We start from the raw sequence: 19,330 nt of genomic DNA, 5'->3' as shown, positions 1-19,330 counted from the left end.
CCCCGCGCCCCGGTGCCGCCTTGCCCACCTGCCGCCCCTGGCGGCGGATTGCCCAAGGCGGCGGGCGGGCGGGTTTGCCCAAGGCGGCGGGCTCGGGGGAACGGATTTGCGCTGGTCGGGGGTGGCGCGTAAGGTTGTGTTCATCGACGCGGGGTGGAGCAGCTCGGTAGCTCGCTGGGCTCATAACCCAGAGGTCGCAGGTTCAAATCCTGTCCCCGCTACTGAAAGTCCGAGGCCCGGAACCATCAAGGTTCCGGGCCTCGGCGCATTCACGGCTTGTGGCCCACGGCCTCCTCGTACAGCTTCCTGTCCACGGTCCTCGACTCCGGCAGCGCGTCGCCCTTCGCGACCCCGGCCGCCGCGTATGCCTTCTGCAGCCGGTCCGTCGTGCCGGCGCGGATCTCCCAGTCCATGCGGAGCGAGGGCGTCGACTCCAGGACCTTCTTGTCGGTCTTCAGGAGGGTGGCCAGCTCCGTCACGAAGGCCGGGTCCTTCTTGTAGTCGCCCGCGAAGTACGTGTTCACCGTACGGATGTACGCGCGCAGGAAGGCCACGCCCGCGTCCGGGTCCTCGGAGAGCAGGTTCGGGCCGAACAGCAGACCGCCCAGCGGCTCGCCCAGGGGCTGGCCGCCGAGGAACGCGTAGTGCGCGTCGCCGTCGACCTTGCGCCAGACCGGGTCGAGCAGCCAGGCGGAGTCGACGCCGCCGTTCTGCAGCGCGGTCAGGACGTCCGCCGAGCCGAGCTGCTGGAACTGGACCTTGTCGAGGCCTCCGCCGTGCTTCTTCAGCGCCGTGTTCATCGGGTACGAGATGACCGAGCCCTTGCCGATCATCGTGCCCATCTTCCGGCCCGCCATCGAGACACGGGACGCGCTCTCACCGTTCTTCAGACGCACCCAGAGGCCGCTCTTCGACCGGGGATCGGGCGAGAAGTTGCCCGCGACCCACTTGATGTCGAAGCCGCTCAGGATGCCGTTCATGACGGCCGCCTCGGGGGCCGCCCACTGTGCGTCGATGTCGCCCTTGGCCAGCAGGGGCAGGGCGTCGGGGGTGGGCAGGACCTTGAGCGTGACGTCGAGGCCCTCCTTCTTGAACTCGCCCTTCTCGACGGCCATTTCGAGCGGAGCCACGTACTCGGCGCTGAGGGTGCCGGTCGCGATGGTCAGCTTGCGGGTCCGGTCGAGCTTCACGGGGGCCGGGGCGCCGGACGCGCAGCGCGCGGGCTCGCGGTCTGCCGCCAGGTCGGACGGATCGGTCCAGCTGCCCTGGCCGCAGCCGTCGACGGCCTTGACCGTACGTGGCTGTGCCGGGGCCCCGGACGTATCGGCGCCGTCGTTCGCGGCGCAGGCGGCGGTGGTGAGGAGCAGGGCGCCGGTCGTCAGCAGGGCCGTCCCCAGATGTCTGGTGCGCATGGAACCTCCGTACTGAGGGGGAGTCAGGACTGGCCGCGGCCGCGGTCGCGCGGTGCCCAGGGGGTGAGGAACCGGCCCGCCAGGCGGACCAGCTCGGAGAAGACGACACCGAGCACGGCCACGCAGACGATGCCCACGAACATCACGTCGTTCTGGAAGAGGGCCCGCGCGTCGAAGATGAGGTGGCCGAGGCCGTCCGTCGCGGCGATCTGCTCCGAGGCGACGATCACGAGGACGGCCACGCCCGCCGCGATCCGGGCGCCCACCAGGACCGCGGGCAGCGAGGCCGGCAGCAGGACGTGGCGGAACATCTGCCACGGTGACGCGCCGAAGACCTGGCCCGCGTCGCGGTGGCCCGAGGGGACGGACAGCACGGCCGCCATCGTCGAGATCCAGACGAAGAAGAACACCGTCGCGGCGACCAGAGCGATCTGCGGGCCCTCGCCGAGTCCGAACATGTTCAGGAACACGGGCAGCAGGGCGAGCTTCGGGACGACGTAGAGGGCGTCGAGGAGGGGTTCGAGGGCCGCGCGGATCAGGGACACCGAGCCCATCAGCAGGCCCAGGGCGTAGCCGGTCACCGTACCGATCGCGTAGCCGGCGAGGACGCGCTGGAGGGTGGCCCGTACGTCGGGCCACAGGTCGCCCGCGGTCGCCCGGTCCCAGCCGTCGGCGAGGATCGTGGACGGGGCCGGGTAGACGCGGGCGTCGATCCAGGACCGGTCGGCCGCCAGCTGCCACAGCAGGACCAGGAGCAGCGGGACGGCGACGGCGAGGGAGAGTTCCAGGGTGCGGCGCCTGCGACGGGTGCGGGCGGGGTGGAGTTCCCGGGGGCCCGGGGCGCGGACCAGGACGTCGTCGCCGGGGGCGGTGGCGGGGGCGGTCGTCGTCATGCCGGGATCGCCTCCTGGTGCACCTCGCCGCGCAGCAGGTCCCACAACTCGCCCTTGAGCGTCGTGAACTCGGGAGTGGAACGGATGTCTCCGGTACGCGGCCGCGGGAACGGCGGGCGCCGCTCGGCGATCACCCGGCCCGGACGGGCCGACATCACCAGGACGCGGTCGCCGAGGACGATCGCCTCCTCCAGGCTGTGGGTGATGAACAGGGTCGTGGTGTGCGTCGACTGGGTCAGGGCCAGGAGTTCGTCCTGGAGGATCGTGCGGAGCTGGGCGTCGAGCGCGGCGAAGGGCTCGTCCATGAGCAGGATCTCGGGCTCCACCGCCAGGGCCCGGGCGATCGCGACGCGCTGGCGCATGCCGCCGGAGAGCGCGGAGGGGTGGGCGCCGGCGAAGTCGGCGAGGCCCATGCGGGTCAGCCAGTCGTGGGCCCGGGCGTTGGCCTCCTTGCGCGGGACCTTCTGGACGTCCAGGCCGAAGCGGACGTTGGCCAGCACCGTCTTCCAGTCGTAGATGCCGTAGTCCTGGAAGATCATGGCGGCCGGGCGGGGGCTGCCGGTGCGGATCTCCAGGGTGCCGGTGGAGGGGCGGGTCAGGCCCGCCGCGATGCGCAGGAGGGTGGACTTTCCGCAGCCCGACGGGCCCACCACGCAGACGAACTCGCCGGGGTCGACGGTCAGGTCCAGGGGGCCGAGGGCGTGGGTGGGGCCGAAGGTGCGGGTGAGGTCGCGGGCGTGCAGCTTGGGGTGCATGGGCCCTCCGGGGTGCGGGGGATTGGTGGGCGCCCGCGAGAATATGACGGGGTGTCAGATTCTGGAAGGGGGGAGGGTGGTGGGGGTTCGTCGCCGGGTGCGGTTCGGTGGGGGCCGGTCGCGCAGTTCCCCGCGCCCCCGAGCGGCAACGCGAAGCGGCCCGCACCTCAAGGTGCGGGCCGCTTCGGGAAAGCTCGGACTACGGCGCGGTGCAGGTCGGGCACAGGCCGCGGTAGGTGACCTCGACGTCGGAGATCGTGAAGCCGAAGCGCTCCGAGTCGGGCAGGCTCGTCAGCGGATTGCCCGTCGGGTGGACGTCCCGGATCTGACCGCACTGCGCGCAGACCAGGTGCTGGTGCGGGCGGTGCGCGTTCGGGTCGTAGCGCTTGGCCCGCTTGTCGGTGGCGACCTCGATGACCTCGCCCAGCGACACCATCTCGCCCAGCGTGTTGTAGACGGTGGCGCGGGAGATCTCGGGGAGCTTCGCGACAGCGCGGGCGTGGACCTCGTCGGCCGTCAGATGGACGTGGTCGCCGTCGAGGACCTCGGCCACGACACGGCGCTGCGCGGTCATCCGCCAGCCGCGTCCGCGCAGTCGTTCCAACAGGTCACTCATGAAATCCAGCCTAACAGCCAGGGGAGCGGATCCCGAACGGGTGTGACTTTGGAGCATTGCTTGACTTAGACATTGTCCATTGTAGGATCACAAACGGCTCAGGCCAAGCGACAGGACGACTCCGGAAGGGCCCCCAATGTCCGAGAATCACGAAGCAATCGTCACTGACCCGAAGTCGGAGGGGGAGGGTGGTTGCCCGGTCGCGCACGGGCGTGCGGCACACCCGACCCAGGGCGGCGGAAACCGTCAGTGGTGGCCGGAGCGGCTCAACCTCAAGATCCTCGCGAAGAACCCCGCGGTGGCGAACCCGATGGGGGAGGACTTCGACTACCGCGAGGCGTTCGGCGCGCTGGACCTCGCCGCCGTCAAGCAGGACATCGCCGAGGTGCTCACCACCTCCCAGGACTGGTGGCCGGCCGACTTCGGCAACTACGGCCCGCTGATGATCCGGATGGCCTGGCACTCCGCCGGCACGTACCGCATCAGTGACGGCCGCGGTGGCGCCGGCGCCGGTCAGCAGCGCTTCGCGCCGCTCAACAGCTGGCCGGACAACGCCTCGCTCGACAAGGCGCGCCGTCTGCTGTGGCCGGTGAAGAAGAAGTACGGCAAGAACATCTCGTGGGCCGACCTCCTGATCCTCACGGGCAATGTCGCGCTGGAGACCATGGGCTTCGAGACCTTCGGGTTCGCCGGTGGCCGCGCGGACGTGTGGGAGGCCGAGGAGGACGTCTACTGGGGTCCCGAGACCGAGTGGCTCGGCGACAAGCGCTACACGGGCGACCGCGAGCTGGAGAACCCGCTCGGCGCCGTCCAGATGGGCCTCATCTACGTCAACCCGGAGGGTCCCAACGGCAACCCGGACCCGATCGCCGCGGCCCGCGACATCCGTGAGACCTTCCGCCGCATGGCGATGAACGACGAGGAGACCGTCGCCCTCATCGCCGGTGGCCACACCTTCGGCAAGACCCACGGCGCCGGCCCGGCCGACAACGTCGAGGCCGACCCCGAGGCCTCGCCCATGGAGCAGCAGGGCCTCGGCTGGAAGTCCACGTACGGCACCGGTGTCGGCAAGGACGCGATCACGTCCGGCCTCGAGGTCACCTGGACCAGCACGCCGACCCAGTGGGGCAACGGCTTCTTCAAGAACCTCTTCGAGTACGAGTACGAGCTCACCAAGAGCCCGGCCGGTGCCAACCAGTGGGTCGCCAAGGACGCCGAGGAGATCATCCCGGACGCCTTCGACTCCGCGAAGAAGCACAAGCCGACCATGCTCACCACCGACCTGTCGCTGCGCTTCGACCCGGTCTACGAGCAGATCTCGCGCCGCTTCTACGAGAACCCCGACCAGTTCGCGGACGCCTTCGCCCGTGCCTGGTACAAGCTGACGCACCGCGACATGGGCCCGGTCGTGCGCTACCTCGGCCCCGAGGTGCCCAGCGAGGAGCTGCTGTGGCAGGACCCACTGCCCGCGCGTGAGGGCGAGCTGATCGACGCCGCCGACGTGGCCTCCCTCAAGGAGCAGATCCTCGGCACCGACCTGACCGTCTCCCAGCTGGTCTCCGCCGCCTGGGCCGCCGCCTCCTCCTTCCGCGGCAGCGACAAGCGCGGCGGTGCCAACGGCGCCCGGATCCGCCTGGAGCCGCAGCGCGGCTGGGAGGTCAACAACCCGGACGAGCTCGCCACGGTGCTGCGCGCCCTGGAAGGCGTGCAGCAGTCCTTCAACGCGAAGGGCGCCAAGAAGGTCTCCCTCGCCGACCTGATCGTGCTTGCGGGCTCCGCGGCCGTCGAGCAGGCGGCCAAGGACGGCGGCGTCCAGGTCGAGGTGCCGTTCTCGGCGGGCCGTGTCGACGCGACGCAGGAGCAGACGGACGTCGAGTCGTTCGCCGCGCTGGAGCCGGCCGCCGACGGCTTCCGCAACTACGTGGGCAAGGGCAACCGCCTCCCGGCCGAGTTCCTGCTGATCGACAAGGGCAACCTGCTCGACCTGAGCACGCCCGAGCTGACCGTCCTCGTCGGCGGCCTGCGCGTCCTCGGCGCCAACGCGGGCGGCTCGAAGCACGGTGTCCTCACCACCCGTCCGGGCACGCTGACGAACGACTTCTTCGTCAACCTGCTCGACATGGACACGGCCTGGAAGTCGACGTCGTCCGCGCAGGACGAGTTCGAGGGCCGCGACGCCTCCGGCGCCGTGAAGTGGACCGGCACCCGTGCCGACCTCGTCTTCGGCTCCAACTCCGAGCTGCGCGCGGTCGCCGAGGTCTACGCGAGCGACGACGCCAAGGAGAAGTTCGTCAAGGACTTCGTCGCGGCGTGGACCAAGGTCATGGACCTGGACCGGTTCGACCTGCGCTGAGCATGAGGAGGAGGGCCGGTTCCCCGCGGGGGACCGGCCCTCTTTCGTGTGTCCTCAGACGGGCAGCGGGGGTGCGTGCCGCCTGGCCGGGACCCAGCAGCGGATGATGTCGCGCACCGAGACGATGCCGACCGGCTCCCGGCCGTCGAGCACGATCAGGTGCCGGAAGCCGCCGTGCGTCATCGCGTGCGCGGCGTCCTCCAGGGTCCACGCGGGAGCGGCGAAGACGACGTCGGTGGTGGTGTGGGTGTCGGCGGTCTCGATGTCCGGGTTCTGGTTGCGGCCGAGGGAATTGAGGACGTCGCGCTCGGTCAGGATGCCGATGCCGGAGCCGTCCGGGTCGAGGACCACGGCGGCGCCGACGCGGCGGCTGGACATCAGCCGGGCCGCCTGGCGCAGGGTGTGGGTCGGTCCGATGGTGAGGACCATCGTGCTCATGGCGTCGCGGACGAGCATGGATGGAGCCACCTTCCTGTGTGAGGTACCTGTCCACCGCTCGACGCTGCGCGTGAAGCGGTTCACAAGTTCACAAGTGGGGGGACTCTCAGAGTTACAGGTAAAGGGAGTGCCAACAAGAGGGCGCGTGAGGTGAGTTCGGGGGCGCCCGCCGCGCAGGGGGATCGGGTCAGCGGGCGTCGAGGTGGCGCAGCATCTCGTCGTGCAGCAGCCCGTTCGACGCCGCCGCGTTGCCGCTGTGCGGGCCCGGAGTGCCGTCGAGGCCGGTGAAGGAGCCTCCGGCCTCGGTCACCACGATCGCGTTCGCCGCCATGTCCCACAGGGAGAGCTCGGGCTCCGCGCAGATGTCGACCGAGCCCTCGGCGACCATCATGTACGGCCAGAAGTCGCCGTAGCCGCGCGTGCGCCAGACCTTCCGGGTCAGGCCGAGGAACCCGTCCAGCCGGCCCTGCTCCTCCCAGCCGCTCAGCGAGGAGTACGCGAAGGAGGCGTCCGACATGCGGCTCACCTGGGAGACGTGCAGCCGGCTCGCGGAGGTCAGGCTGCGGCCGGTGTACGCGCCCGCGCCCTTCGCCGCCCACCAGCGGCGGCCGAGCGCGGGGGCCGACACGACGCCGACCACCGGCTGGAAGCCGCCCTCGCCCGCCTCCATGAGGGAGATCAGGGTGGCCCAGACCGGCACCCCGCGTACGTAGTTCTTCGTACCGTCGATGGGGTCGATCACCCAGCGGCGCGGGCCCGTGCCCTCCACGCCGTACTCCTCGCCGAGGATCGCGTCGCGCGGCCTGGCCCGCTGGAGGTTGCCACGGATCAGCTCCTCGGCGGCCTTGTCGGCCTCGCTCACCGGCGTCATGTCGGGCTTCGTCTCGACCTTCAGGTCGAGGGCCTTGAAGCGGGCCATGGTCGCGGCGTCGGCGGTGTCGGCGAGGACGTGGGCGAGGCGCAGATCATCGTGGTAATCGGGCATGACTGCACAGTAGCGACCGTGATCGGTTCCGGGCCACAGGGCCCGTGTCCGGAACCGGTGCCCTGGGCTGTGTGCGGGCTATTGACAGTGCGGACAAGCCCGTCAACTCTGGCGAAACGAGCCGTACGAACACACGGCGGTCCCGGGAGGCGACGATGCCCGCAGCGCGCGAATCCCTGTTGGACGCGGCCTGTACGGCGCTCGGGCGGCGTGCCTGGGGCGGTGTGCGGATGGTGGACGTGGCGGCGGTCGCCGGGGTGTCCCGGCAGACGCTGTACAACGAGTTCGGCAGCAAGGAAGGGCTCGCCCGGGCCCTGGTGCGGCGGGAGGCCGACGCCTATCTCGCGGGCGTCGACCGGGCGCTGAAGGAGGGCGGGCTCGACGTGGTCGCCGAGTGGACGGTGACCGCGGCGCGGCGCAGTCCGCTGGTGCGGGCCGCGCTCACCGGGTGCTGGAGCGAGTCGCTGCCGTCACCGACGCTGACCGCGGTCCCGTCCTCCTCCGCCGTGCCCGCGCAGCGCCGCGCGGACGGGCCGCTGCCCGCCCCCGCCGACTTCGTCACCGCCGTCCGCGACCGGGCGCTGGCCGCGCTCGGGGCGCCGGGCGCACCCAAGACCGAGTCCGAGGCCCTGGCCCGCGACTGCGAGCTGGCCGTCCGCCTGGCGATGTCGTGCGTGCTGGCGCCGGTGGAGGAGGGCGGGGTGGGGCGGCTGGTGCGCGAGGCGCTCCGGGCGCGGGCTACTTGAGCCAGCCGATCTTCGTGTAGTCGCTGCTCGCGAGGCCGGTGGCGCCGTAGTTGGCCAGGCCCGAGCGGACGGCGAGGATCTGCGGGCGCTGGTACAGCTCGATGGAGTGGCCGAGCCTCCACAGCTCCTGGTCGGCCTCGTTGTAGAGCTTGTCCGCCTCGGCGGTGTCGGTGGTCCGCTGCGCCTTCTTCAGCAGGTCGTCGACCTTCGGGGAGCCGACGGAACCGTAGTTCTGCAGCAGGTTCTTGCCCTGCGGCTGAAGGAACGTGGGCACGATGGTCGACTTGAACACGGCGTCCACGTTGCGGAAGCTCGTGAGGTCGAAGTTGCCGGTGTTCACGAACTTCGGGAAGAAGTCGTTCGCCGGGACCTTCTTCAGGGTGACCTTGACGCCGACCGCCGCCAGCTGCTGCTGCACCAGCTCCGCCTGGTCGAACTGGGCCGAGGTGCTGCCCGCGCTCAGCGTGTACTCCAGGGTGAGCTGCTTGCTGCCCTTGGTCCGCGGCTTCCCTTCGCCGGCCGACTTCCACCCGGCCGCGTCGAGGAGCTCGCCCGCCTTCTCCGGGTCGTACTTCCCGTACTCGCCGGAGTTGTTCCGGTACCCCTCCTGGTTGGGCATGAAGAAGTGGTTGTCGAGCGGCTTCAGCTCGAAGGAGAGGTCCTTGCTGAAGGCGGCGTTGATGCCCTTGCGGTCGATCGCGTTGCCGAGCGCCTGGCGCACCCGGACGTCCTTCAGCGGGCCGTGCGCGCCGTTCAGGGCGATGTGCACCTCGTCCCAGCGGGCGCCGCGCCGGATGTCCGTGCCCGACGCCTTCACCAGGCGCTTGTAGTCCTCCGGCAGCAGCGCGGTGGCGAAGTCGATCTCCTTGTTCAGGTACGCCTCGGTCGTCGCCGTGAAGTCGATGACGCGGTAGACGACCGAGTCCAGCTTCGGCTTCGGGCCCCACCAGGCGGGGTCGGGCTCGATCGTGACGGTCTGCGCCGTCTTGTCGTACGACTTGATCCTGAAGGCGTTGCCGGAGACCGGGATCTTCTCCTGCCAGGCCGAGTTGAACTTCTTCGGCGTGCTCGTGTACGCCGCCGGGTACAGCGGATCGAACAGCCGCTGCCAGTCCGCGTACGGCTGGTCGAAGGTGATCCGGACACCGTGGGCGTCGTCGCCCTGCTCGACCTTGGATATCTGGTCGTAGCCGGAGGTGTCGGCCACCTCGTACGCCTTGTCCGCGCCGCTCTGCGCCTTCCACTGGGAGGCGAAGTCCTTCCAGCTCAGCGGCGTCCCGTCGGTCCACTTCGCCTTCGGGTTCAGCTCGTACTCGACGATCTGCGGGGCGGTCGAGACGACCTTCGCCGAGGTCAGGTAGTTCGGGTTGGCGTGGACGGCGCCCTTCGCGTCGGAGTCGAAGAGGTCGGGCAGGACCGCGCCGACGATCTCCTGGGTGTCGCCCTGGGCGCCGTCGGGGGTGTTGACGTTGTACTGGACGGGCCACTGCGTGATGTACGTCCTCAGCGTCCCGCCCTGCTTCAGATCGCTCACCGGGTGGGCGTTGATGTCCTGCCCGTCGGCCGCCGGGGCGGCCTGCTTCCTCACCGGCTTGCCGTCGTCGGAGGACCCACAGCCCGCCAGCACCAGGCTGGCCGACACGGCGGCGGCGAGGGCGGTGACGGTGGATCTGCGCATGGGGGTTCCTCCGGGTCGGGCGCGGCCAGGGGTGCGGCCACGGTCGGCGCGACCGTAAGCCCGCCGACGGCGCCCGTGGAAGGGCTCCCCGGAGATGACATGTGCTCTTCATGGCGCAGCAACAAATCGCGATCATGCTGGAGCGGTAAGCCGATGACCTGCACAAACGGAGGCAGAACAGGTGTGGGGCTATCTGGGCAAGCGGATCGGCTACTACGCCGTGCTGCTCGCCGTCGCCATCGGTCTGTCCTACCTGCTCGCCTCGGTGGCCCTGGACCCGCGCGCGTACTACGAGGGCCGCCAGCCCCCGCTGTCCACCGCCTCCGTCGAGCACCACCTGACCGCGATCGGCGTCAACGACCACAAGCCGCTCCTCGACCGCTTCCTGACCTGGGCCGGACACGCCGTCCGCGGCGATCTCGGACGGACCATCGACGGCTCGTCGGTGAGCGCCGAGTTCGGGCGGCGGATCGGGGTGAGCCTACGCCTGCTGCTGCTCGGCACGGTCGCGGGCACCGTGCTCGGCGTGCTGGCCGGGGCCTGGACGGCGGTGCGCCAGTACCGGCCCTCCGACCGGGTGCTCACGCTCACCTCCTTCGCGCTGCTGTCGACCCCTGTGTTCCTGCTGGCCGTGCTGCTCAAGATCGGCGCGATCTGGTTCAACCAGCAGACGGGTACGGACGTCATTCAGTTCACCGGCGAGAAGAGCCCGGGCGTCGACTCCGGCTTCTGGGCGGTGCTGAAGGACCGCTCGGTGCACCTGCTGCTGCCGACGGTCTCCATCGCGCTCGGCGCCATCGCCTCCTACAGCCGCTACCAGCGCTCCGCGATGCTCGACGTGCTCGGCGCCGACTATCTGCGCACCGCGCGCGCGAAGGGCCTCACCCGTCGCACCGTGCTGCTGCGGCACGGCCTGCGCACCGCTCTCATCCCCATGTCCACCTTCTTCAGCTACGGATTCCTCGCCCTGTTCACCGGCGCCACCTTCACCGAGACGATCTTCGGCTGGCACGGCATGGGCGAGTGGTTCGTCTCCTCCATCGGCAAGAACGACGTCAACTCCGTCGTCGCCGTCAACGTCTTCGCCGCCGTCGTCGTGCTGCTGTCCGGCTTCCTCGCCGACGTGCTGCACGCCGCCCTCGACCCGCGCGTGCGCCGCGCCTGAGTGATCGACTGCCATGACAGCCCTTCCTGTTGAGAGCGCGCCGCTCGCCCGCCCCCGCGGCCGGGCCGCCGTCGTCGCGCGCCGCTTCCTGCGCAACCGCGGTGCCCTCGCCGGTGCCTGCGTGCTGCTCCTGCTCGTCGCCCTCGCCGTCCTCGGCCCGCACCTGACCTCATGGACGTACAGCACCGTCGACTACACGGCGCTGCGCGAGGGACCCTCGGCCGACCACTGGTGGGGCACCAACCGCATCGGCCAGGACGTCTTCGCGCAGACCGTGCGCGGACTCCAGAAGTCCCTCGTCATCGGCGTCCTCGTGGCCCTGTTCGCGACCGGGCTCGCAGCGCTGGTCGGGGCGTGCGCGGGCTACTTCGGCGGCTGGTCCGACCGGGCGCTGATGTTCGTCGTCGACCTGCTGCTGGTCTTCCCGTCCTTCCTCGTCATCGCGGTCGTCTCGCCGCGGCTGCGCGGCGCCGGCTGGTTCGCGTTCGTGGGACTGCTCGCGGTCTTCGGCTGGATGATCACGGCGCGGGTCGTACGGTCCATGACCGTCTCCCTCAAGGAGCGCGAATTCGTGCGCGCCGCCCGGTACATGGGCGTGGGCCCCTTCACCGTGATCGTCCGCCATGTGCTGCCGAACATCGCCTCGTTCCTCATCATCGACGCGACCATCGCGGTCGGCGGCGCGGTCATGAGCGAGACGGCCCTGTCCTACTTCGGGTTCGGCGTCCAGCCGCCGGACGTCTCGCTCGGCACACTGATCGCGTCGACGACCGGCGCAGCCATCACCTACCCCTGGATGTTCTTCTTCCCGGCGGGCCTGCTGATCGTCTTCGTCCTCGCGGTGAATCTGGTCGGCGACGGGCTGCGCGACGCGCTCGATCCGTCCGCCTCGGGAAAGGGTGCGCGCCGTGCTGCTTGAAGTGACCGGTCTGCACGTCGAGTTCGACGGCAGGGCCGCGGTGCGCGGTGTCGACCTGAGTCTCGAACGCGGCGAGGTCCTCGGCCTCGTGGGCGAATCGGGCTCGGGGAAGTCGGCCACGGCGCTGGCCCTGCTCGGCCTGCTGCCGGGGAACGCGACCGTACGGGGATCGGTGCGGCTCGACGGGCAGGAGCTGGTCGGGGCGTCCGACCGGGAGCTGTCCCGGGTGCGCGGCGCCCGGATCGGCATGGTCTTCCAGGACCCGCTCTCCGCGTTCACGCCCGTGTACCGGATCGGCGACCAGATAGCCGAGGCGGTCCGGGCCCACCGGGACGTCTCCCGCGATGCGGCGCGCGAGCGGGCCGTCACCCTCCTGGAACTGGTCGGCATCCCGCGCGCCCGGGAACGGGCCGACGCCTACCCACATGAGTTCTCGGGCGGCATGCGGCAGCGCGCGATGATCGCGATGGCCATGGCGAACGACCCCGACGTCATCGTCGCCGACGAACCCACCACCGCCCTGGACGTCACCATCCAGGCGCAGATCCTGGACGTGCTGCGCACGGCGCAGCGCGAGACGGGGGCCGCCCTCGTCCTGGTCAGCCACGACCTCGGAGTGATCGCCGGGACCGCCGACCGGGTGGCCGTGATGTACGCGGGCCGGGTGGTGGAGACCGGGCCCGTGGACGACGTGTTCCGGGCGCCCGCGATGCCGTACACGCTGGGGCTGCTGGGCGCGGTGCCGCGGATCGACGGGGCCGCGGACACGCTGGTGCCGGTGCCCGGCGTCGCGCCCGGAGCCGGAGCGGAGGCGGCGGGGTGCGCGTTCGCCCCGCGGTGCCCGCTCGCGGAGGAGCGCTGCCGGGAGGACCGTCCCGGGCTCCTGGCCGTGGGGGAGCGGCACGCGGCGGCCTGCGTGCGGTCGGCGGAACTGGCCGGGGCCGCGCCGCGGGACGTGTTCCCGGTGCCGGACGTGCCGGACGTGCCGGCCACCGCGGTCCGGGTGCCGGGGGCCGGGGAGCCCGTGCTGAAGGTGCGCGGGCTGACCAGGACGTTCCCCGTGTTCAAGGGGACCGCCTTCAAGCGGCGCGTGGGCACCGTCCACGCCGTCGACGGCGTGGACCTCGACATCGCGCGCGGCCAGACCCTGGCCGTGGTCGGGGAGTCGGGTTCGGGCAAGTCGACGACCCTGTTCGAGCTGATGGAACTGCGGCGGCCCGAGGCCGGCTCCGTCGAACTCTTCGGGCAGCCGGTCGGCGCGCTCGGCAAGGAGGAGCTGCGCGCCCTGCGGCGGCGCGTGCAGATCGTCTTCCAGGACCCCATGGCCTCCCTCGACCCGCGCATGCCGGTCGGCGACATCGTCACGGAACCGCTGCGCGCGCAGGGGATGCGACGGGCCGAGGCCGCCCGGCGCGGGCCACGGCTCCTGGAGCTGGTGGGGCTCGATCCGGCGCACGCCGAGCGGTATCCGCACGAGTTCTCCGGTGGGCAGCGGCAGCGGATCGGGATCGCCCGGGCGCTGTCCGTGGAGCCGGAGCTGCTCGTGCTGGACGAGCCGGTCTCCGCGCTGGACGTGTCCGTGCAGGCGGGCGTGCTCAATCTGCTGCGCCGGCTGAAGGGGGAGCTGGGGCTCGCCTATCTCTTCGTCTCCCACGACCTGTCCGTCGTACGGCACATCGCGGACCGGGTGAGCGTGGTGTACCAGGGGCGGACCGTGGAGTCCGGGCCCGTCGAGGACGTCTTCGAGCGGCCCGCGCATCCGTACACGCAGGCACTGCTGTCGGCGGTGCCGGTGCCGGATCCCGGGCGGGAGCGGGTGCGGCAGCGGGAGCGGATCCTTCTGGCGGGGGATCCGCCCTCTTCCGCCGGGCCGTGGGAGGGGTGTGCGTTCCGGGGGCGGTGTCCGGTGTACGCCGGGTCGGGGGAGGCGGAGCGGGGGCTGTGCGAGGGGGTGACTCCGCCCGGGGTGGGGGAGTCGGGGGTGGCGTGTCACTTTCCGCGGGTGCGGGAGGTTGTCTGAGGGGTGGGCGTGCTCAGAGGCCCGCCCGTCGTCCGGCGGCGGGTCAGTGGCTGGAGCCTGAGAGCTGGAGGCCGATGACGCCCGCGATGACCAGGCTGATCGAGACGATCTTCAGGGTCGACACCACGTCGCCCAGGAAGATCATGCCGTAGATCGCGGTGCCGGCGGCCCCGATGCCCGTCCAGACCGCGTACGCGGGGCCCACGTCCAGCTTCTTCAGGGAGAGGGTGAGCAGGCCGAAGCTGCCCAGGGCGAAGCAGGCGAACGCGATCGTCGGCCACAGACGGGTGAAGCCGTGCGAGAGCTTCAGACAGACCGCGAATCCGGTCTCCAGGATCCCGGCGACGATGACCAGCAGCCACGCCATGTGATGTGCCTCCCGCGTTCCCACTGATCGTCCGGCTTGGTGCGATTATGCCTTTACCTGGCCGCGGGGGCAGCAAACAAGGCCGAGGTCAGTCGCCCTCGCGGCGCTCGCGCGTCGCCAGCAGCCGGCGCAGCGAGTACAGCCGCGCCGGATCCGCGTGCCCCTCCGCCACCCAGGCGTCCAGGGCGCAGTCCGGCTCGTCGTGGCTGCACGCGCGCGGACAGTTCTCCGTGCCGGGCTCCAGGTCCGGGAAGGCGTGGATGACCCGGGACGGATCCACGTGGTGCAGGCCGAACGACCGTACGCCCGGAGTGTCGATCACCCAGCCGGCGTCGCCCGACAGGGGCAGCGCGAGCGCCGAGGTGGTGGTGTGCCGGCCGCGGCCGGTGACGGCGTTGACGTGTCCCGTCGAACGGCGGCGGTCGTCCGGCACCAGGGCGTTCACCAGCGTCGTCTTGCCGACGCCCGAATGGCCGACGAACGCCGTGATCTTGCCGTCCAGCTGTTCGCGCACCCGTGCGACGGCCGTCCCGTTCTCCAGCTCCTCGCGGCTCGTGACGACGTAGGGGATGTCCAGGTCGCCGTACAGGTCGAGGATCTTGGCCGCGTCCGCCAGGTCCGACTTGGTGAGGACCAGGAGCGGGGAGAGGCCGCCGTCGTACGCAGCGACCAGACAGCGGTCGATCATGCGCGGGCGCGGCTCGGGGTCGGCGAGCGCGGTGACGACCGCGAGCTGGTCGGCGTTGGCGACGACGACGCGCTCGTACGGGTCGTCGTCGTCCGCCGTGCGGCGCAGCACCGAGGTGCGCGGCTCGATGCGCACGATGCGGGCCAGGGTGTCCTTCTTGCCGGACAGGTCGCCGACGACGGAGACCCGGTCGCCCACGACCGCAGCCTTGCGGCCCAGCTCACGGGCCTTCATCGCGGTGACCGGGACGTCGTCGATGAGGACGGTGAGCCGCCCCCGGTCCACGGTGAGGACCATGCCCTCCGCCGCGTCCTCGTGCTTGGGCCGGATGTTCGTCCGCGGCCGGTTCCCCTTGCGGTTGGGGCGCTGGCGGATGTCGTCCTCGTCGGTGTTCTTGCCGTAGCGGCGCATCGCGATGTTCCCTACGACCGGTCGGTCCCGAGCATCGCGGTCCACATGTCCGGGAAGTCCGGCAGCGTCTTCGCGGTCGTCGCCACGTTCTCGATCTGAACGCCCTCCACGGCCAGGCCGATGATCGCGCCCGCGGTCGCCATGCGGTGGTCGTCGTACGTGTGGAAGATCCCGCCGTGCAGCCGGCGCGGGCGGATGTGCAGGCCGTCGGCGGTCTCGGTGACGTCACCGCCCAGCTCGTTGATCTCCTTGGTGAGCGCCGCCAGCCGGTCCGTCTCGTGCAGCCGCAGGTGGGCGACGCCGCGCAGGGTGGACGGGCCGTCGGCGAGGGCCGCGACGGCCGCGATGCCGGGGGTCAGCTCGCCGACCTCGCTCAGGTCCACGTCGATGCCGTGCACGGTGCCGGAGCCGGTGAACCGAAGGCCCCGCTCGGTCAGCTCACAGGCGCCGCCCATCTGCGTGAAGATGTCGCGCAGCGCGTCGCCGGGCTGGGTGGTGTGGGCCGGCCAGTCGGGGACGGTCACCGTGCCGCCGGTGATCAGCGCGGCGGCCAGGAACGGCTGGGCGTTGGAGAGGTCCGGCTCGATGGTGATGTCCCGGCCGAGCAGGGCGCCCGGCGTGACCCGCCACACGTTCGCCTCGCCGCCCGACTCCGGGGTGTCCACCTGGGCGCCGACCGCGCGCAGCATGTCGACCGTCATCCGGATGTGCGGCATCGAGGGCAGCGTGGAACCGGTGTGACGGACCTCGACCCCCTGGTTGAAGCGCGGCGCCGACAGCAGCAGGGCCGACACGAACTGGGACGAGGACGAGGCGTCGATGTCCACCGGGCCGCCGTCGAGCGCGCCGCCGCCGTGCACGGTCAGGGGGAGCGCGCCCCGGTTCTTGTCGTCGATCCGGGCGCCGAGCGCGCGGAGCGCGTCGATCACGCCGTGCAGCGGACGCTCGTACGAACGGGGATCGCCGTCGAACCGGATCGGCCCGTCGGCGAGCGCCGCGACCGGCGGCAGGAAGCGCATGACCGTGCCCGCGTTGCCCACGTCGATCGTGGCCGGGCCCTGGAGACCGGACGGGATGACGCGCCAGGCCTCACCGGAGCCGTCGGGGCCGACGCCCTCTTCGATGCCGACGCCCATGGCGCGCAGGGCGCCCGCCATCAGCAAGGTGTCGCGCGAGCGCAGCGGGCGGCGCAGCCAGCCCGGCTCGGCGGCGAGGGCGGCGAGGACGAGCGCCCGGTTGGTGACGGATTTGGACCCCGGCACCTGGACGGTCGCGTCGACGGCGCCGCTCGCGAGAGGGGCGGGCCAGAGTGCGGTGTGCGCGGGGTTCGTGGTCATGCCTTTACTTTAGTGGGCGCATCCGGAGTCACCTGTTCACCGCCCGAGCAGCCAGCGGCCGCCGCCCAGCAGTGAGCACAGTGAGACGGCGTGGAAGAAGAACAGCCACATTCCCGCGGGGACGTGCGTGAGGCGGGAGAGCTGGTCCGCGTCCGAGTCGCCCGCGCCGCCCCTGCGCCGCTTCGACTGCAGCTCGAAGGCCGGACGGACGCCGCCGAGCAGCAGGAACCACACCACCGCGTACGCGAACGCGGCCTGCACCTGCGGCCCCGCCAGCCAGGACACCAGCAGGAAGGCGCCGCCCGAGACCACGACCGTGAGCACCCCGTACGCGTTCCTGATCATCACCAGCATCGCGATCAGCAGGGCTGTGGCGAGCCAGAGCAGCAGCGTGATGTGCCCGGCGCCGAGCAGCGCGGCGCCGCCCAGGCCGAGCAGCGGCGGGGCCGTGTATCCGGCGGCCGCGGTCAGGATCATGCCGAGGCCGTGCGGCTTGCCGCGGCTGACGGTCAGGCCGCTGGTGTCCGAGTGCAGCCGGATGCCGTCGAGGCGGCGGCCCATCAGCAGCGCGATCAGACCGTGGCCGCCCTCGTGGGCGATGGTGATGGCGTTGCGGGAGAGCCGCCAGACGGTGTGCGGGACGATCGCGGCGAGGGCGACGACGCCGGTGGCGATCACCACCCACAGGTCGGGGTCGGACTGGGTTCCGAAGATCCGGTCCCAGAGGCTGGCGTCCATGGTTCTTTCCGGCTCCCGTTCGGTGGGGGGCTTGCTTCTGGCACTGTGGCACGTATGTGCGGACGGTATGCATCGAGTCGTAGGCCCGAGGATCTCGCAGGAATCTTTGAGATCGAGAAGTGGGAGCCGGAGGAGGCCTTCGAGCCGGACTTCAACGTGGCCCCCACCAAGGAGGTCTACGCGGTCCTCGACCGCCCCGTGAAAGACGCCGACGACCCGCGTCCGGTTCGCCAGTTGCGCAAGCTGAAGTGGGGACTCGTGCCGTCCTGGGCGAAGACCCCCGAGGGCGGCGCCCGCATGATCAACGCGCGGGCCGAGACCGTCCACGAGAAGCCGTCGTACCGGCGGGCCTTCGCGGCCCGGCGCTGCATCGTCCCCGCCGACGGCTATTACGAGTGGGTGACCGCGCCCGCGGAGCGGGACCTCGAGGTCGAGGGCAAGAAGAAGCGGCCGCGCAAGCAGCCGTACTTCGTGACGCCGGCCGACGGGTCCGTGTTCGCCATGGCCGGGCTGTACGAGTTCTGGCGGGACCGGACGCTGCCGGACGAGCATCCGCTGGCCTGGTGGGTGACGTGCTCCGTGATCACGCTCGAGGCCGAGACGGCTCCGCTCGGGGTCGCGCCCCAGGAGGGGCCGCGGTCTCTGTCCGACATTCATCCGCGGATGCCGTTGATGCTGACGCCGGACCGGTGGGACGCGTGGCTCGATCCTTCGCGCACCGAGGCGGAGGACGTACGGGGGCTGCTCGCGGCGCCGCCGGAGGGGCTGATGCGGGCCTATCCCGTGTCCACCGCCGTGAGCAATGTCCGCAACAACGGCCCCGAACTCCTGAAGGAACTGGAGGCCCCGGAGGAGGGCACCCTCTTCTGACGTCCCCGAGCGCGCCCCGGCGGCCGCTTCTCGCGCAGTTCCCCGCGCCCCTGAGATGCGCACTTCGTGCGCCATCTCATCGGGCGCTCGCCCCAGGGGGAGGCTGCGCGCAGCGCATGCCTCAGGGGCGCGGGGAACTGCGCGACCAGCCACGACGAAACCCGCACCCGAAGAACGGCGTCGATCCGGCCCCCACCCGGCACCATGATCGCGTGACCCCAGTACCCGAGACCCAGCCCGTGAGCACGCGGAGCGGCGACGCGCGGATCACCTGGCACCGCGCCCCGCACCCGACCCTGATCCTGGCGGCGAGCCACGGCGCGGGGGGCGGCATCGAGGCCCGCGACCTCCAGGCCCTCGCCACGACCCTGCCCGCCCACGGAGTGACCGTCGCCCTGGTGGAGCAGCCCTGGCGCGTGGCCGGGAAGAAGCTGGCCCCGGCGCCCAAGACCCTCGACGCCGCCTGGCACGACCTGTGGCCCGCGCTGACCGCCCCCGGACACCCGGTGATCGCCGCGGGCCGCAGCGCGGGCGCCCGCGTGGCCTGCCGCACCGCCGCGGACCTCGGCGCCGCAGCCGTCCTCGCCCTGAGCTTCCCGCTGCACCCGCCGGGCAGGCCGGAGAAGTCCCGGGCCGGGGAACTGCTCGGCGCCGGGGTGCCGACCCTCGTCGTGCAGGGCGGCAACGACCCCTTCGGCAAGCCCGCCGAGTTCCCGGACTCCCCGCTCTACGACCTCGTGGAAGTGCCCTACGGCGATCACGGCTTCGCCGTCCCCAAGCGCGCCCCCGTCGGGCAGGACGAGGCCCTGGAGACGATCACCGACGCCGTCGCCGCGTGGGCCCGGTCACTCGTCTGAACCCCGGGTGAACACCGGGAATGTGGAGCGAGGGACGACTGTTGTCGCCACTACCGGTGCACACCATTCGTACGAGAGGAAG

General features: G+C 71.4%; 18 protein-coding genes and 1 tRNA gene. 8 read left to right on the top strand and 11 right to left on the bottom strand.

Annotated elements, in window-relative coordinates; translation table 11 throughout:
• Positions 1-147: 147 nt before the first annotated feature.
• Positions 148-221, top strand: a tRNA-Met gene (locus ABT127_RS20340).
• Between the two features lie 48 nt (positions 222-269).
• Here the strand turns inward: ABT127_RS20340 and ABT127_RS20335 are convergent.
• The 4 genes from ABT127_RS20335 to ABT127_RS20320 all read right to left on the bottom strand — a co-directional run bounded on the left by ABT127_RS20335 (position 270) and on the right by ABT127_RS20320 (position 3,676).
• Positions 270-1,412 (bottom strand): ABC transporter substrate-binding protein, encoded by a 1,143-nt coding sequence (locus ABT127_RS20335; protein WP_351451696.1) that lies wholly within the window; start codon positions 1,410-1,412, stop codon positions 270-272.
• A 23-nt stretch (positions 1,413-1,435) separates the two neighbouring features.
• Entirely contained in the window at positions 1,436-2,305 is an 870-nt protein-coding gene (locus ABT127_RS20330) for an ABC transporter permease (RefSeq protein WP_351451693.1), read from the bottom strand.
• Positions 2,302-3,060, bottom strand: coding sequence for an ABC transporter ATP-binding protein (locus ABT127_RS20325; protein ID WP_351451690.1), 759 nt, complete (start codon positions 3,058-3,060; stop codon positions 2,302-2,304). The genes ABT127_RS20330 and ABT127_RS20325 overlap by 4 nt, the downstream gene beginning before the upstream one ends.
• A gap of 199 nt (positions 3,061-3,259) precedes the next feature.
• Entirely contained in the window at positions 3,260-3,676 is a 417-nt protein-coding gene (locus ABT127_RS20320; protein ID WP_351451688.1) for a Fur family transcriptional regulator, read from the bottom strand.
• A gap of 136 nt (positions 3,677-3,812) precedes the next feature.
• Between ABT127_RS20320 and katG the strand changes: the two genes are divergently transcribed.
• Positions 3,813-6,029 (top strand): catalase/peroxidase HPI, encoded by a 2,217-nt coding sequence (gene katG / locus ABT127_RS20315; protein WP_351451685.1) that lies wholly within the window; start codon positions 3,813-3,815, stop codon positions 6,027-6,029.
• Positions 6,030-6,083: 54 nt separating this feature from the next.
• On the opposite strand, the gene ABT127_RS20310 is transcribed toward katG, so the two are convergent.
• Positions 6,084-6,485 (bottom strand): CBS domain-containing protein, encoded by a 402-nt coding sequence (locus ABT127_RS20310; RefSeq protein WP_351451682.1) that lies wholly within the window; start codon positions 6,483-6,485, stop codon positions 6,084-6,086.
• 169 nt (positions 6,486-6,654) lie between these two features.
• Positions 6,655-7,452: a histidinol-phosphatase gene (hisN, locus tag ABT127_RS20305; protein ID WP_351451680.1), complete on the bottom strand. Its 798-nt coding sequence runs from the start codon at positions 7,450-7,452 to the stop codon at positions 6,655-6,657.
• Positions 7,453-7,607: 155 nt separating this feature from the next.
• Between hisN and ABT127_RS20300 the strand changes: the two genes are divergently transcribed.
• Entirely contained in the window at positions 7,608-8,198 is a 591-nt protein-coding gene (locus ABT127_RS20300; protein ID WP_351451677.1) for a TetR/AcrR family transcriptional regulator, read from the top strand.
• On the opposite strand, the gene ABT127_RS20295 is transcribed toward ABT127_RS20300, so the two are convergent.
• Entirely contained in the window at positions 8,191-9,876 is a 1,686-nt protein-coding gene (locus tag ABT127_RS20295; protein ID WP_351451674.1) for an ABC transporter family substrate-binding protein, read from the bottom strand. The two genes, ABT127_RS20300 and ABT127_RS20295, sit on opposite strands and share 8 nt — an antisense overlap.
• A 181-nt stretch (positions 9,877-10,057) precedes the next feature.
• Between ABT127_RS20295 and ABT127_RS20290 the strand changes: the two genes are divergently transcribed.
• Genes ABT127_RS20290 through ABT127_RS20280 form a run of 3 tightly spaced genes read left to right on the top strand, consistent with a single transcriptional unit; the run spans position 10,058 to position 13,980 of the window.
• Entirely contained in the window at positions 10,058-11,041 is a 984-nt protein-coding gene (locus tag ABT127_RS20290) for an ABC transporter permease (protein ID WP_351451671.1), read from the top strand.
• 13 nt (positions 11,042-11,054) lie between these two features.
• Positions 11,055-11,960 (top strand): ABC transporter permease, encoded by a 906-nt coding sequence (locus ABT127_RS20285; RefSeq protein ID WP_351451668.1) that lies wholly within the window; start codon positions 11,055-11,057, stop codon positions 11,958-11,960.
• Positions 11,941-13,980, top strand: coding sequence for a dipeptide ABC transporter ATP-binding protein (locus ABT127_RS20280; protein WP_502971743.1), 2,040 nt, complete (start codon positions 11,941-11,943; stop codon positions 13,978-13,980). Before ABT127_RS20285 ends, ABT127_RS20280 begins: the two co-directional genes overlap by 20 nt.
• A 43-nt stretch (positions 13,981-14,023) precedes the next feature.
• Here ABT127_RS20280 and ABT127_RS20275 read toward each other — a convergent pair whose 3' ends face one another.
• The 4 genes from ABT127_RS20275 to ABT127_RS20260 form a co-directional block, all read right to left on the bottom strand.
• Entirely contained in the window at positions 14,024-14,347 is a 324-nt protein-coding gene (locus ABT127_RS20275; protein WP_351451665.1) for a DMT family transporter, read from the bottom strand.
• Positions 14,348-14,435: 88 nt separating this feature from the next.
• The gene (rsgA, locus tag ABT127_RS20270) at positions 14,436-15,446 is read right to left on the bottom strand and encodes a ribosome small subunit-dependent GTPase A (protein WP_111666376.1); all 1,011 of its coding nucleotides are present in this window, start codon (positions 15,444-15,446) and stop codon (positions 14,436-14,438) included.
• Positions 15,447-15,457: 11 nt separating this feature from the next.
• On the bottom strand, positions 15,458-16,783 hold the full coding sequence (gene aroA / locus ABT127_RS20265; protein WP_351451661.1) for a 3-phosphoshikimate 1-carboxyvinyltransferase: 1,326 nt from the start codon (positions 16,781-16,783) through the stop codon (positions 15,458-15,460).
• Positions 16,784-16,819: 36 nt separating this feature from the next.
• The gene (locus tag ABT127_RS20260; RefSeq protein ID WP_351451658.1) at positions 16,820-17,521 is read right to left on the bottom strand and encodes a M50 family metallopeptidase; all 702 of its coding nucleotides are present in this window, start codon (positions 17,519-17,521) and stop codon (positions 16,820-16,822) included.
• Positions 17,522-17,575: 54 nt separating this feature from the next.
• On the opposite strand from ABT127_RS20260, the gene ABT127_RS20255 reads away from it, so the two are divergent.
• Together ABT127_RS20255 and ABT127_RS20250 are read left to right on the top strand one after the other, a co-directional pair.
• The gene (locus tag ABT127_RS20255; protein ID WP_351451655.1) at positions 17,576-18,391 is read left to right on the top strand and encodes an SOS response-associated peptidase; all 816 of its coding nucleotides are present in this window, start codon (positions 17,576-17,578) and stop codon (positions 18,389-18,391) included.
• A 212-nt stretch (positions 18,392-18,603) separates the two neighbouring features.
• On the top strand, positions 18,604-19,248 hold the full coding sequence (locus tag ABT127_RS20250; RefSeq protein WP_351451651.1) for an alpha/beta hydrolase family protein: 645 nt from the start codon (positions 18,604-18,606) through the stop codon (positions 19,246-19,248).
• The last annotated feature ends 82 nt before the right edge of the window (positions 19,249-19,330 follow it).

It is taken from the genome of Streptomyces sp. NPDC001904, from assembly GCF_040297005.1.
Lineage (GTDB): Bacteria > Actinomycetota > Actinomycetes > Streptomycetales > Streptomycetaceae > Streptomyces.
The sequence above is the reverse complement of the archived record's forward strand: the minus strand, read 5'-3'. Positions and strand labels throughout refer to the sequence as shown.

Bases quoted from the DNA above. Each gene is read 5' to 3' on its own strand.
- ABT127_RS20335 (WP_351451696.1), bottom strand. From the start codon at position 1,412: ATGCGCACCAGACATCTGGGGACGGCCCTGCTGACGACCGGCGCCCTG.
- ABT127_RS20330 (WP_351451693.1), bottom strand. From the start codon at position 2,305: ATGACGACGACCGCCCCCGCCACCGCCCCCGGCGACGACGTCCTGGTC.
- ABT127_RS20325 (WP_351451690.1), bottom strand. From the start codon at position 3,060: ATGCACCCCAAGCTGCACGCCCGCGACCTCACCCGCACCTTCGGCCCC.
- ABT127_RS20320 (WP_351451688.1), bottom strand. From the start codon at position 3,676: ATGAGTGACCTGTTGGAACGACTGCGCGGACGCGGCTGGCGGATGACC.
- katG (WP_351451685.1), top strand. From the start codon at position 3,813: ATGTCCGAGAATCACGAAGCAATCGTCACTGACCCGAAGTCGGAGGGG.
- ABT127_RS20310 (WP_351451682.1), bottom strand. From the start codon at position 6,485: ATGCTCGTCCGCGACGCCATGAGCACGATGGTCCTCACCATCGGACCG.
- hisN (WP_351451680.1), bottom strand. From the start codon at position 7,452: ATGCCCGATTACCACGATGATCTGCGCCTCGCCCACGTCCTCGCCGAC.
- ABT127_RS20300 (WP_351451677.1), top strand. From the start codon at position 7,608: ATGCCCGCAGCGCGCGAATCCCTGTTGGACGCGGCCTGTACGGCGCTC.
- ABT127_RS20295 (WP_351451674.1), bottom strand. From the start codon at position 9,876: ATGCGCAGATCCACCGTCACCGCCCTCGCCGCCGCCGTGTCGGCCAGC.
- ABT127_RS20285 (WP_351451668.1), top strand. From the start codon at position 11,055: ATGACAGCCCTTCCTGTTGAGAGCGCGCCGCTCGCCCGCCCCCGCGGC.
- ABT127_RS20275 (WP_351451665.1), bottom strand. From the start codon at position 14,347: ATGGCGTGGCTGCTGGTCATCGTCGCCGGGATCCTGGAGACCGGATTC.
- rsgA (WP_111666376.1), bottom strand. From the start codon at position 15,446: ATGCGCCGCTACGGCAAGAACACCGACGAGGACGACATCCGCCAGCGC.
- aroA (WP_351451661.1), bottom strand. From the start codon at position 16,783: ATGACCACGAACCCCGCGCACACCGCACTCTGGCCCGCCCCTCTCGCG.
- ABT127_RS20260 (WP_351451658.1), bottom strand. From the start codon at position 17,521: ATGGACGCCAGCCTCTGGGACCGGATCTTCGGAACCCAGTCCGACCCC.
- ABT127_RS20255 (WP_351451655.1), top strand. From the start codon at position 17,576: ATGTGCGGACGGTATGCATCGAGTCGTAGGCCCGAGGATCTCGCAGGA.